This is a genomic window from Novosphingobium sp. (assembly GCF_965229225.1).
GTDB lineage: Bacteria > Pseudomonadota > Alphaproteobacteria > Sphingomonadales > Sphingomonadaceae > Novosphingobium.
In genome coordinates, this window is the sequence record NZ_OZ245867.1 from 899,637 (window position 1) to 912,246 (window position 12,610).

Annotated in this window: 13 protein-coding genes; 8 read left to right on the top strand and 5 right to left on the bottom strand. The window is 66.2% G+C overall.

Features of this window, described 5'->3' with window-relative positions:
* Window positions 1–35 precede the first annotated feature (35 nt).
* Window positions 36–983: a glutathione synthase gene (gene gshB / locus ACO06X_RS03825; protein ID WP_421838672.1), complete on the bottom strand. Its 948-nt coding sequence runs from the start codon at window positions 981–983 to the stop codon at window positions 36–38.
* A 142-nt stretch (window positions 984–1,125) separates the two neighbouring features.
* Here gshB and ACO06X_RS03830 point away from each other — a divergent pair, with 142 nt between their 5' ends.
* Window positions 1,126–1,335, top strand: a complete 210-nt coding sequence (locus ACO06X_RS03830) for a hypothetical protein (protein ID WP_421838673.1) — start codon at window positions 1,126–1,128, stop codon at window positions 1,333–1,335.
* Between the two features lie 9 nt (window positions 1,336–1,344).
* Here ACO06X_RS03830 and ACO06X_RS03835 read toward each other — a convergent pair whose 3' ends face one another.
* Entirely contained in the window at window positions 1,345–1,701 is a 357-nt protein-coding gene (locus ACO06X_RS03835) for a YraN family protein (RefSeq protein ID WP_421838674.1), read from the bottom strand.
* Entirely contained in the window at window positions 1,698–2,534 is an 837-nt protein-coding gene (gene rsmI, locus ACO06X_RS03840) for a 16S rRNA (cytidine(1402)-2'-O)-methyltransferase (protein ID WP_421838675.1), read from the bottom strand. The genes ACO06X_RS03835 and rsmI overlap by 4 nt, the downstream gene beginning before the upstream one ends.
* Before the next feature lie 40 nt (window positions 2,535–2,574).
* On the opposite strand from rsmI, the gene ACO06X_RS03845 reads away from it, so the two are divergent.
* The 4 genes from ACO06X_RS03845 (at window position 2,575) to ACO06X_RS03860 (ending at window position 8,871) form a co-directional block, all read left to right on the top strand.
* Window positions 2,575–3,738: a penicillin-binding protein activator gene (locus ACO06X_RS03845; protein WP_421838676.1), complete on the top strand. Its 1,164-nt coding sequence runs from the start codon at window positions 2,575–2,577 to the stop codon at window positions 3,736–3,738.
* A 253-nt stretch (window positions 3,739–3,991) separates the two neighbouring features.
* The gene (locus ACO06X_RS03850; RefSeq protein WP_421838677.1) at window positions 3,992–6,010 is read left to right on the top strand and encodes a DNA topoisomerase IV subunit B; all 2,019 of its coding nucleotides are present in this window, start codon (window positions 3,992–3,994) and stop codon (window positions 6,008–6,010) included.
* Window positions 6,010–6,870 carry an oxidoreductase gene (locus ACO06X_RS03855; RefSeq protein WP_421838678.1) on the top strand — a complete coding sequence of 287 codons (861 nt, stop codon included), beginning with the start codon at window positions 6,010–6,012 and terminating at the stop codon, window positions 6,868–6,870. Before ACO06X_RS03850 ends, ACO06X_RS03855 begins: the two co-directional genes overlap by 1 nt.
* A gap of 138 nt (window positions 6,871–7,008) precedes the next feature.
* A complete protein-coding gene (locus tag ACO06X_RS03860; RefSeq protein WP_421838679.1) occupies window positions 7,009–8,871 on the top strand; it encodes a methyl-accepting chemotaxis protein in 1,863 nt (620 codons plus the stop codon).
* A 54-nt stretch (window positions 8,872–8,925) separates the two neighbouring features.
* On the opposite strand, the gene ACO06X_RS03865 is transcribed toward ACO06X_RS03860, so the two are convergent.
* Window positions 8,926–9,711, bottom strand: a complete 786-nt coding sequence (locus ACO06X_RS03865; RefSeq protein WP_421838680.1) for a hypothetical protein — start codon at window positions 9,709–9,711, stop codon at window positions 8,926–8,928.
* A gap of 170 nt (window positions 9,712–9,881) precedes the next feature.
* On the opposite strand from ACO06X_RS03865, the gene ACO06X_RS03870 reads away from it, so the two are divergent.
* Entirely contained in the window at window positions 9,882–10,727 is an 846-nt protein-coding gene (locus tag ACO06X_RS03870) for an AAA family ATPase (protein WP_421838681.1), read from the top strand.
* A complete protein-coding gene (locus ACO06X_RS03875; protein ID WP_421838682.1) occupies window positions 10,727–11,140 on the top strand; it encodes a GFA family protein in 414 nt (137 codons plus the stop codon). The genes ACO06X_RS03870 and ACO06X_RS03875 overlap by 1 nt, the downstream gene beginning before the upstream one ends.
* A 196-nt stretch (window positions 11,141–11,336) precedes the next feature.
* On the opposite strand, the gene ACO06X_RS03880 is transcribed toward ACO06X_RS03875, so the two are convergent.
* On the bottom strand, window positions 11,337–12,077 hold the full coding sequence (locus ACO06X_RS03880) for a glutathione S-transferase family protein (RefSeq protein WP_421838683.1): 741 nt from the start codon (window positions 12,075–12,077) through the stop codon (window positions 11,337–11,339).
* 92 nt (window positions 12,078–12,169) lie between these two features.
* Here ACO06X_RS03880 and ACO06X_RS03885 point away from each other — a divergent pair, with 92 nt between their 5' ends.
* On the top strand, window positions 12,170–12,595 hold the full coding sequence (locus ACO06X_RS03885; protein WP_421838684.1) for a GFA family protein: 426 nt from the start codon (window positions 12,170–12,172) through the stop codon (window positions 12,593–12,595).
* Window positions 12,596–12,610: the final 15 nt, after the last annotated feature.

A 12,610-nucleotide genomic window follows, 5' to 3' on the forward strand; every position in this document is an offset into this window, starting at 1 on the left:
GTGGCGGCCCGCAGGGCTGACGGAGGGGTGAAGGCCTAAACCCGCCCCTCAATCGCATCCCAAATCATCCCCGCCGTGTCGGTCCCATTGAACCGATCAATCGCCACGATCCCCGTCGGCGAAGTCACGTTGATCTCGGTCAGCCACTTGCCGCCGATCACGTCGATGCCGACGAAGATCAGCCCCAGCCGCTTGAGTTCCGGCCCCAGCGCGGCGCAGATTTCCTGTTCTTCCGGCGTCAGCGCCGTCTTTTCGGCATAGCCGCCCACCGCAAGGTTGGAGCGGAACTCGCCCTCGCCCGGCTTGCGGTTGATCGCGCCCGCCACTTCGCCGTCCACCAGCACGATGCGCTTGTCGCCCTCGGTCACTTCGGGAAGGAAGGCCTGCACCATGTGGGGTTCGGGCCAGGTCTGGTTGAACACTTCCATCAGCGCGCCGAGGTTCTCGCCCTCTTCGGAAACGCGGAAGATCGCCTTGCCGCCATTGCCATGGATCGGCTTGATCACGATGGCGCCGTGGCGCTTCTGGAAATCGCGGACCTCTTCCACCGACCGCGTCACCAGCGTCGGCGGCATGAAGCGGCGGTAGTCGAGCACCATCACCTTCTCGGGCGCATTGCGCACGCTGCGCGGGTTGTTCACCACCAGCGTCTCGCTCTCGATCCGCTCCAGCAGGTGCGTCGCGGTGATATAGCCCATGTGGAACGGCGGATCCTGCCGCATCAGCACCACATCGATATCGCGCCCCAGATCGAGCCGCCGCGCCTCGCCCGCCTTGTAGTGATCGCCCGCCACGTGCTGCACCGTCACCGGCACCGCGCGCGCGGTCAGCCGGTCGTTCTCGTCGAGCGAGAGCGCGCCGACATCGTAGTGATAGAGCTCATGCCCCCGCGCCTGCGCCGCCAGCATCAGCGCGAACGAGGAATCCCCGTTGATATTGATCGAATGCAGCGGGTCCATCTGGACGGCAACGCGAAGGGTCATGGGTCAGGCGATCCGTTAGGCTTGGAGTGAGGGCTTATCCGCAGCAGCGCCTTAATGCCGTTTGGTCTGCTGCGCGACCATAAACACGCCATGCCGGGACGCGCCCGGCATGAACGCACTTCACGAACAGGGACCAGACAACATGCGCAAGACACTCACCGCTCTCGCCTGCACCGCCGCCATCCTCGGCTGGACGGCCAGCGCCGCTGCCAACCCCGAAAAGCACCCGACCGAGCACCCCAAGGACGGTGAGCACAAGGAAGGCCACGACGGCGAGCACAAGGATGGGCACAAGGACGGCCACGACGGCGAACACAAGGATGGGCATGGCACCGGCCATCCCGGTCACTGAGCTTTCAGGTCACGCACCGGGTTGCCAGGCATTGGCGATCCGGCGCGGCCACTGGCCCGGTGCGAGCAGGATCACGTCGATCCTGATATCATCGCCCGGCCCAGCAAAGCGCGGCACCAGCGCCTCCGCCGCCCGCGCCACGCGCCGCAGCCGCCTTGCATCGATTGCCTGATCCAGCGCCGCCCGGCTGCTGCGCCATTTCACCTCGATGAACGCGACCGTGCGTCCCTTGCGCGCCACAAGGTCGACCTCGCCCGCGCCCACGCGCTGCCGCTTGGCGAGAATGCGCCAGCCGCAGAGCCACAAGTACCACGCTGCAAGGCTCTCCCCGCGCCGCCCCCGCCGCTCGGCCTCCTGGCGGCTCACCCCTTGAGTTCCAACGCCCGTGCATAGAGCGCCTTGCGGTCCAGCCCATGCGCCTTGGCCACCTGCGCCGCTGCCTTGGAAACCGGCAAGTCCGCCAGCGCCGCCAGCAACAATGCATCCACATCGGCCTCGCCCGGCTTCTCCGCCGCGCCCGGCGGCCCCGCCAGCAGCACGATCTCGCCCTTGGGCGGATGCGCGGTGTAGTGCGCTGCCAGCTCGTCTGCCGTTCCCGTCCGGCATTCCTCGTGTAGTTTGGTCAGCTCGCGGGCGACGGCGATCTCCCGCCCCGGCAGCACCCGCGCCATCGCCTCCAGCGAGGCGACCAGCCTTGGCCCCGTCTCATAGAACACGAGCGTCGCCGGCACTGCTGCCAGTTCCGCCAGCACATCGCCGCGCGCCTTGTCCTTGCTCGGCAGGAAGCCGGCGAACAGGAAGCGGTCGGTCGGTAGCCCTGCCAGCGTCAGCGCCGCCACCAGCGCGCTCGCGCCGGGGATCGTCGTCACCGCAATCCCGCGGATGCGCGCCTCGCGCACCAGCCGGTACCCGGGATCCGAAATCAGCGGCGTTCCCGCATCAGAGACCAGCGCCACGGCCCCGCGCGTCATCTCCCCCAGCAGCGCCTCGCGCGCCGCATCGCTCGCGTGATCGTCATAGCGCCGCAGCGGCCGCTTGATTCCAAGGTGATGCAAGAGCTTGCCCGTCACCCGCGTATCCTCGCAGGCGACAACGGCGCAGCGTGAAAGTACGTCGATTGCCCGCCGACTGACGTCACCGAGATTGCCAATCGGGGTCGCGACTATATAGAGACCGGGTTCAAGCAGGTGCGTATCCATGCGCAGACCAATGGACCGGCTACCAGGGAGCGGCAAGCCAATGATGATCGGAAGCGGGCGGACAGCAGGCGGGAACCTGCGGCGCTGGATCATGTGCGGGGCGCTTGCCCTGCTCGCCGGCTGCGCCGTGATCCCCAAACCCGCCGCGCCGCCGCCGCCGCCAAAACCGGTGGAAGTGACGCCCGATGCCAATGTCCTGCCAACCGACGCCGATCGCCACCGCGTCGCGCTGCTCGTGCCGATGAGCGGCCCTAACGCACCCGTCGGCATGGCCATCGCCAATGCCACCACCATGGCGCTGCTCGATACCAATGCGCAGAACGTGCGCATCACGACTTACGATACCGCGCTGGGCGCCGGGCTTGCCGCTAACAAGGCGATCCTCGATGGCAACCGCCTGATCCTCGGCCCCCTGCTCGCCGATGAAGTCGTCGCTGTCGCCAGTGTTGCGCGGCCCGCCAAAGTTCCGATGATCACCTATTCCAATGATGCGACCGTGGCCGACCGCGATGTCTTCGTGCTTGGCCAGGTGCCCGCGCAGGCCATCGCCCGCGTGATCGGCTTCGCGCAGGACAAGGGGCTGAAGTCGGTCGGCGCGATCATTCCCACCGGCGCCTACGGCCAGCGCGTGTCCTCCGCGCTCATGGTCGCAGCACGCTCGCGCGGGCTCACCGTTACCGCGATCGAAAGCTACGATCGCTCCAACACTTCGGTATCGAGTGCGGTGCGCCGCGTGCTTGCCAAGGGGCCGGTCGATGCCCTCCTGATCGGCGATAGCGGCCGCATCGCGCTGATGGCCGCGCCTGCCGCCAGTGGCACGCAACTCCTCGGCACCGAGCTGTGGAACGGCGATGCCTCGATCGCCAAGAGCCCCTCGATGCGCGGGGCCTGGTTCGCCGCCGTATCGGACAAGCGCTTCGGCCAGTTCGAGCAGTCCTATCGCACCCGCTTCGGCGCCTCGCCCTCGCGCCTTGCCACGCTGGGCTACGATTCCGTGCTCCTCACGCTCAACGTCGCGCGGGGGTGGAAGCCGGGCACCCTGTTCCCCACCGCCAAGCTCTATACGCGCGATGGCTTCATCGGGCTCGACGGCGTGTTCCGCTTCGAAGCCAACGGCGTCGCCGAACGCGCGATGGAAGTGCGCGAAGTCGGCGCTGGCACGTTCGTAACGGCGAGCCCCGCGCCCGCGAAGTTCAATCCGTAACGAAGATTGGTTCGCGCAGAGACCGCAGAGATCGCAAAGAAGTAGTAGCCATCAAGGCGGCGAAGCCGCTGGTCAACCGGTTCCTGCGCAATGCCTTTGCCAAGCATCGCAATCCTCTTTGCGCTCTCTGCGCACTCTGCGCGAACACCGTCTTTCTTTCGGCGAACGCCGGTGCCTCAAAACCCGCAAAACCCCGGGATAAGCACCATCGCCCCATTGCCGCGGGAATCGGCCATGTTCTATAGCCGTTCCCATGTCTGATGACCTGTTCGACAAGCTGCCCGCCCGCAGCACCGAGGAAAGCTACGACGGCAGCGCCATCGAGGTGCTCGAAGGGCTTGAACCCGTCCGCCGCCGCCCCGGCATGTACATCGGCGGGATCGATGAGCGCGCGCTCCACCACCTCGCCGCCGAAGTGCTCGACAACGCGATGGACGAAGCCGTCGCCGGCCACGCCAATCGCATCGAGGTCACGCTCGAGGAAGGCCCGGACGGCACCGCGGGCAAGATCACCATCACCGACAACGGCCGCGGCATGCCGGTGGACGAGCACCCGAAGTATCCGGGCAAGTCGGCGCTCGAAGTGATCCTCACCATGCTGCATTCGGGCGGCAAGTTCTCTGGCAAGGCTTACGCGACCTCCGGCGGCCTCCACGGCGTCGGCATCTCGGTGGTCAATGCGCTCTCGGTGCTCACCCGCGTCGAAGTCGCGCGGAACAAGGAGCTTTACGCGCAGGAATTCTCGCGCGGCTTGCCGACCACGAAGCTTGAACGCGTCGGCGCGGCGCCCAACCGGCGCGGCACATCCGTCACCTTCATCCCCGATGGCGAGATCTTCGGACCCGAAGCGCGCTTCAAGCCCGCCCGCCTGTTCCGCCTCGTGCGCTCGAAGGCCTATCTCTTCGCGGGCGTCGAAATCCGCTGGAAGTGTGCGCCATCGCTGATCGCGGGGACGGACATTCCCGCCGAAGCCGTGTTCCAGTTCCCCGGCGGCCTTGCCGATCATCTTGCCGAACAAGTTGCTGGCCGCGAATGCGTTACCACGGTGCCGTTCACTGGCAGCCAGGACTTTCCCGCAGGGCCAAACGGCGAGGAAATGGGCCGCGCCGAATGGGCCATCGCCTGGCCCTTGTGGTCTGATGGCTCCTACAGCTGGTACTGCAACACCATCCCCACCCCCGATGGCGGCACGCACGAAGCGGGCCTGCGCGCCGCGCTCACCAAGGGCATCCGCGCGTTCGGCGAACTCGTCGGCCAGAAGAAGGCCAAGGACATCGCGCCCGAGGACATGCTCACGGGCAGCGAGATCATGCTCTCGATCTTCATCCGCGATCCCCAGTTCCAGAGCCAGACCAAGGACCGCCTCACCAGCCCCGAGGCCGCGCGCATGGTCGAGAGCGCGATGCGCGATCACTTCGACCACTTCCTCACCGACAATATGGAGCGCGGCAAGGCGCTGCTCGGTTCGGTCATGGAGCGGATGGATGAACGCCTGCGCCGCAAGGCGGAGCGTGAGGTCAAGCGCAAGACCGCCACCAACGCGCGCAAGCTGCGCCTTCCCGGCAAGCTCACCGATTGCAGCGGCGAAGGCAGCGGCGAAACCGAACTGTTCATCGTTGAGGGCGATTCGGCAGGCGGCAGCGCCAAGCACGCGCGCGACCGGAAAACGCAGGCGATCCTGCCCATCCGCGGCAAGATCCTCAACGTCGCCAGCGCCAGCGCCGACAAGATCCGCGCCAATGCCGAAATCGCCGACCTCGCGCTCGCCTTGGGCTGCGGCATGCGCAAGGACTGCAATGCCGATGCGCTGCGCTACGACCGGATCATCATCATGACCGACGCCGACGTCGACGGCGCGCATATCGCAACCTTGCTGATGACCTTCTTCTTCCAGGAAATGCCGGAAATCGTCCGGCGTGGGCACCTCTATCTCGCCCAGCCTCCGCTCTACCGCCTCACCAACGGCGCCACCTCGGTCTACGCCAAGGACGACGCGCACCGGGCCGAGCTGGAGGCCACGAAGTTCAAGGGCAAGAAAGTCGAGGTCGGCCGCTTCAAGGGCCTCGGCGAAATGAACCCGCAGCAACTGCGCGAGACGACGATGAGCCCCGCCACGCGCAGCCTGATCCGCATCACCCTGCCGCCCGAATATGAAGGCCGCGCTGCCGTGAAGGACCTCGTCGACCGCCTCATGGGCCGCGACCCCGCCCAGCGCTTCATGTTCATCCAGAACCGCGCGGGTGAGCTGGATCCGGAACTGATCGACGCGTGATGCACCCCGCCACTCACCCCCTCGGCCAGTTCACCGTAAACCGCATGGGCTACGGCGCGATGCAGCTTGCCGGCCCCGGCGTGTTCGGCCCCCCGCGCGATCCGGCCGAGTGCATCGCCGTGCTGCGCGAGGCGGTGGAAAACGGGGTCAATCATATCGACACCAGCGATTTCTACGGCCCCGAAGTCACCAACAAGCTGATCCGCGAGGCGCTCTCGCCCTATCCGGAAGGCCTCGTCCTTGTTACCAAGGTCGGCGCCCGGCGCGGCCCCGATGCCGCGTGGATCATGACGCCCGAACCTGCCGCGCTCGCCCAGCAAGTGCATGGCAACTTGCGCAACCTTGGCGTGGAGGCGCTCGATGTCGTCAACCTGCGCATCGGCCACGCCTTCAGCACCGACGAGACCAGCCTGGCGGAACGCTTCGGCGCGCTGATGGACCTCAAGCAGCAGGGCAAGATCCGCCACATCGGGCTCAGCAACGTGACGGCCGCCCAGATCGCCGAAGCCCGCGCCATCGGCGAGGTCGCCTGCGTCCAGAACGCCTACAACCTCGTCCAGCGCACCGACGATGCCCTGATCGACGCGCTTGGCGCAGACGGCATACCCTATGTGCCGTTCTTCCCGCTCGGCGGCTTCTCGCCGCTGCAATCCGCCGCGCTCGATGCCCATGCGGCGCGGCTCGGCGTCAAGCCGATGCAACTTGCGCTCGCCTGGCTGCTCCACCGCGCGCCCAATGTGCTGCTGATCCCCGGCACGTCCTCACGCGGGCATCTGCGCGAAAACCTTGCGGCTGCAAGCATCACGCTCTCTGCCGATGACATGGCCGCGCTCGATGCGATCGGCGCCCCCGCCGCCTGAGCCCTTCATCGGATTTTAACCGCGCCCCCCGGGTTTCACCCTAGTCCCGGCCAAACTCCATCGCAGTCTCCGCGTGCCTAGAACCGGCCAGTATTCGCTCCGCATTCCCGCGTGGCGGCATTTACGGGCTCAATTGGCATGGACTATCTCAGGAACGCTCCGATCGGACGCAAGCTCGCGGTGATGTTCGCTTTGCTCTCGCTGGTCATCGTCGCGGCGATCGGCACCATGGTCTGGCGCATGGGCGCCATGCGCGTCGCTGAAATCGAAGTGGCGGAGGATCACGTCCCCCAGGCGCTTTCGGCGGACAAGATCAACATCGCGATGGCCGAATTCGAGAACGCCCTGCGATCGCATCTGCTCGCGGCCGATGAATACGAGCGCGCCGATGCCGAAAAGGTCATCGCCACGAACCAGAAAGTCATCAGCACCCAGACCGCAGCTTTCGAGGCGACCGACCTCGACGACAGGGAAAAAGGCTATCTGAAGGCGTTCAAGGCCGGCTGGCAGCAGATGAGCCAGGATACCGCGCAGATCATCCAGCTCTCCGGTGAGGGCCGCACCGCCGAAGCACTGGCGCGGCTGGCCACCTCCTCCGAACCGGTCGAAGCCACCGCCAAATCCCTTGCCGATCTGGCCGACTACCAAAAGCACCATATCGAAGTGGCCGTTCAGCAGTCCCAATCGGGCTACACGCTCGCGCTGTGGACCGGCGTCCTTACAACCCTGGCGCTGCTTGCCACGCTCGGCGGGATCTACGTGATGATGGTGCGCCTCGTTGCCCGCCCCGTCGGCCAGATCACCCATGCCATCCAGCACCTTGCCGATGGCCGCCTCGATGGCGCGCTCCAAGTCGCTGATACACAGGACGAAGTCGGCGCGCTAGGTCGCGCCATGCGCGCCCTGCAGGATCAGCTCGCCCGCGCCGAAAAGAGCAAGACCGAACAGGTCGAGCTTATCGTCAGCACACTGGGTGCCGCGCTCGCCCGGCTCAAGGAAGGTGATCTGGCGGCACGCGTCACCGCCGCGCTCGAAGGCCCCTTCGCCCGCCTCAAGACAGATTTCAACGCCATGGCGAGCGAACTGGAGCAAGTCATCGGCTCGGTCGCCGGCACTGCCAGCGGCGTCCAGACCGGCTCGACCGAGATTCGCGCCGCCTCCGACGATCTCGCCAGCCGCACCGAACAGCAGGCCGCCAGCCTTGAATCCGCCGCCAACGCCATGCGCGAAGTCACCGCCAAAGTCGAGCAGAGCGCCCAGAATGCCGGCGCTGTGCGCGAGACCATCGTGCGCGCTACCGATCGCGCCAATGCCGGGGGGGATGTGGTCAAGCGAGCGGTCGGCGCGATGGATTCGATCGTCGACAGTTCGAAGCAGATCACCCAGATCATCGACCTGATCGATGGCATCGCCTTCCAGACCAATCTGCTTGCCCTGAACGCAGGCGTCGAAGCTGCGCGCGCCGGCGAGGCAGGCCGCGGCTTCGCGGTCGTCGCCAATGAAGTGCGCGCGCTCGCTCAGCGTTCCGCCGAAGCCGCGCGCGACATCAAGGGCCTCATCAGCGGCAGCGCGCAGCATGTCGAGCTTGGCGTCCACCTCGTGGGCGAAACCGGCGAGGCGCTCGATGCGATCATCACCCAGGTGGCCGAGATCGGCACTCTGGTCGAAGGCATTGCCACCGCTGCCGTGGATCAGGCGACCAGCATTTCCAAGGTCAACGTGACCATGGGCGAGCTCGACCGGATGACCCAGCAGAATGCCGCGATGGTCGAGGAAAGCGCGGCCGCCTCGCGCAATCTCTCGGGTCAGGCGGCCAATCTCGCCAATCTCGTCGCGCGCTTCCGGGGCGCAGGCACCAGCGCCTCGGCCGCCACGTTCGCGGCCCCGTCGCCCCCGCGCCACGCCGCGCCGGCTTCGCGTCCGTTCGCGGCCGCTGCACCCGCACCGGTGCATGGCAATCTCGCGCTCGACCTCCATGAGGACAACTGGTCAGAATTCTGATTGCCCGATTGGGTCCATACCTTGTGCGAAGGCGTGGGCCCTGGCCGGCCAGGTTCAGTCCTGGTCGGCCGCACCGTCCGGTGCCTTGGCTGCCTTGAAATCGAAACGGATGCGCACCCAGGTGCCCAGTTGCGGCTTGCCGTCCACGCGCGGCGGCCGCACCAGAAACTGCCACGCCGCCTGCCGCAGCGCGCGGGCCAGCCCCGATCCGCGCGGACTCTCGTCCACCTCGCGGCAGTCCTCGACATGGAACCGCTCCACCGTGCGGCAGATGATCATCGCCCAATCGCCAGCCCCGCCGCCGCGCGCCGCGCCCATGTAGGGCGACATTTCCGCCCGCGTCGGCTCGCGGTACCATTCGGCGTTGTAGACTCGCGCGCCGCCGGGGCCGTCGCCGGTGCCTTCGGCATTGCCGCCCCCGCCCGCGGAAGCTCCGGTCGAACCGCCGCCACCGGCGGGCTTGATCCGGCTGATATCCGCCTTGGCAAGGTCCTCGCGGCTCAGCTTGATGAAGCCCGGCGGCCATTCGACCTGATTCTTGCTGGGGATTTCGACGCGGGGCGGCAGCTTGGGCGGCGGGGTCGTCACCGTCTGCACCTGCTCCTGCTTCACGTCCTGCTTGGGCGCGGCCTTCTGCTTTTCCTTTTCGGCAGAAGGTGGCGCGATATTGATCGCGACCAGTTGCCCGCCCTCCGGGCCGCCGCCACCGACCACGCCGGTCATCAACACCAGCACGGCAATCAGGAAGCCCCCGGTCACCACCGCCAGTACGAACGATACGACCCGGTCGCGGCGCGACGGAGCGTAGCGCGCGGCGCTGGCAGCTGGGACGGATGGCATGGCGCTTCGCCTACACGTGCAGCGGGGCAGCGGCAACGGGGCGGCTTGTAACCAAGTGTCGCTTCCCCGCGCAGAAGTGGCGGTTTGGCTTACTTGGCTTGGCCACTTGCCAGCCTGCCGCTCTCGCCCTATCCCTTAAGCAACCGATTAAGTGGGATGCAGGACAGAACATGCGCTTTGAAGGCACCAGCAATTACGTCGCCACCGATGATCTCAAGGTAGCAGTCAACGCCGCAGTGCTGCTGCGCCGCCCGCTGCTGGTGAAGGGTGAGCCCGGCACCGGCAAGACCGTCCTCGCGCATGAAATCGCCAAGGCCGTCGGCGCGCCGCTGATCGAATGGAACATCAAGTCCACCACCAAGGCGCAGCAGGGCCTCTATGAATACGATGCGGTGGCCCGCCTGCGCGATGGCCAGCTCGGCGATCCGCGCGTGCACGAGATTTCGAACTACATCCGCCGTGGCAAGCTGTGGGAGGCCTTCACTTCGCCGCAGCTCCCCGTCCTCCTGATCGACGAGATCGACAAGGCAGATATCGAGTTCCCGAACGATCTTCTGCAGGAGCTCGACCGGATGAGCTTCGATGTCTACGAAACGCACGAGACGATCGCCGCCAAGGAGCGCCCGATCGTCGTCATCACCTCGAACAACGAGAAGGAACTGCCCGACGCGTTCCTGCGCCGCTGCTTCTTCCACTACATCAAGTTCCCCGACCGGGCGACGATGCAGTCGATCATCGACGTCCACTTCCCGAACATCCAGAAGACCCTCGTCTCCAAGGCGATGGATATCTTCTACGAAGTGCGCGAAGTCCCCGGCCTCAAGAAGAAGCCGAGCACGTCCGAACTGCTCGACTGGCTCAAGCTGCTGCTGAACGAGGACATGCCGCTCGACGTCCTCCAGAACCGCGATCCCACCAAGGCGATCCCACCCCTGCACGGCGCACTGCTCAAGAACGAGCAGGACGTGATGCTGTTCGAACGGCTGGCCTTCATGGCGCGGCGGCCGACGAACTGATGTCACACCCAGGCGGATGCCTCTGCGGCGCGGTGCGCTATACCATCGCCGCAGAGCCCGTCGGCGCGCGCATGTGCTGGTGCCGCGATTGCCAGCGCATTGCCAGCGGCTCGGCCACGGTCAACGTGCTGTTTCCGGAGGAAGCGGTTGCGATCACCGGAGACCTTGGCCTGTTCACGATGATCGCAGACAGCGGCAACACCGTGGAGCGCGGCTTCTGCAAGGTCTGCGGCGCGCAGATTTACAGCCGCACCGTCACGCCGAAGGGCCTGCCGATGCGCGTGCGGGCGGGCACGCTTGACGACCCGGAACTCTGCGCGCCCACCGCCGCGATCTGGACGGAAAGCGCGCCGAGCTGGGCGCCCATCCCCGATCACTTCGTGCGCCACCCCAAGGGCCCGCCGCCGGTCTGAAAGCCCTCTCCCCTTCAAGGGAGAGGGTTGGGAGAGGGGAACAACCCCAGCGCCAATCCCCAGCGAGATGGCGTCAAATGGACTCGTCGGCCCGTGCTTGACACGGTCTTTGGCTTTTTTCCAGCGCCACGCCAGACGAACAGCCAAACCCCGTGTCAAGCACGGGGTGACGGGAAGAGAGCACTGAAATCCAAGCTCAGTCCCGCGGCCCGAGCTGCTCCAGCTCCACTTCGGCAAACATCTGCTTCACTGCCGGGCGCGCCTTGATCTGCTCGATCCAGCGCACCAGCCCCGGCGTCTTCTCCTTGCTGACGAACTCGGGAAAGCCGAACTGCATCCCGTTGGCGATCGCGAAGTTGCAGATATCCGCCAGCGTATACTGCCCCGGCACCAGCCACTCGTGCTCCCGCAAATGCGCGTCCAGCCGCTCCACGGAATAGCCGATCTTGCGCATTTCCTCGTCCAGCATGTCCTGCGGGAAGCCCTCGCGCGCGCGGCGCCACTTCACTTGCTGCTCCACCACCGGGATCGCGGCAACCTTCTCCTCGAACTCGGCGTCCGAGAGGCCCTTCACCATATTCCCCACATAGCGGTGCCAGCCGATGGTCGAGACGCACCAGCAGAAATACTCGTCCACCCACTTGGTCCACACCCGCATCGCGGCCTTGCCCGCCGACGTGGCGGGCCGCAGCGAGACTTCGGTCGGATATTCGTCCTCAAGATACTCGCAGATCACCGTGCTTTCGGTGATCACATGCGCCCCATCGACCAGCGCAGGCACCTGGCCCCGCGGGTTGATCGCCTTGAACCAGTCGGTATGGTGTTCGAACTTGGCGGGATCGAGCCGGTTCTTCTCGAAAGCCAGCCCCTTCTCATACAAGGTGAGCAGCGGCTTCATCGAGTTGGCAGCGGGGCCGAAACTGTAGAGCTTGAGCATGGTTGTGGTCGTCCTCTCCGGTTGCCTGCAGCCTACAAATTGTAAGTAAGACTAACAATCCTGAATCTTGGCCCAAAAGTGAGGGACTTGCCATGGCCTACACCGGAGCTTGCGCCTGCGGAGCCGTCACCGCCGAGATCGCCGCCGAAGCGCCCATCGCGGTGCGCCAGTGCTGGTGCCGCCAGTGCCAGCAGCTCGCGGGCGGCTCGCACAGCGCCAATGCCATGTTCCTGACCACTGAAGTGACCATCACTGGCACGCTGGGCACGCACGCCTACACCGCCGCCAGCGGCAACACCCTCACCCAATCGTTCTGCCCCGCCTGCGGCACCCCGGTCATGGCGCAAGTCTCCGCCCGCCCGCAGTTCCGCACCATGCGCGTCGGCTTCATCACCCCGCCGCACGATCTCACCCCGCAAATGGTGATCTGGACCGACGATGCCCCGGCCTGGGCCGTGTTCCCCGCGGGCGTCGAACGCCATGCAAAGCAACCGCCCCCGCCGCCAACCTCCTCGTAGCGCTTGCCCAAGCCC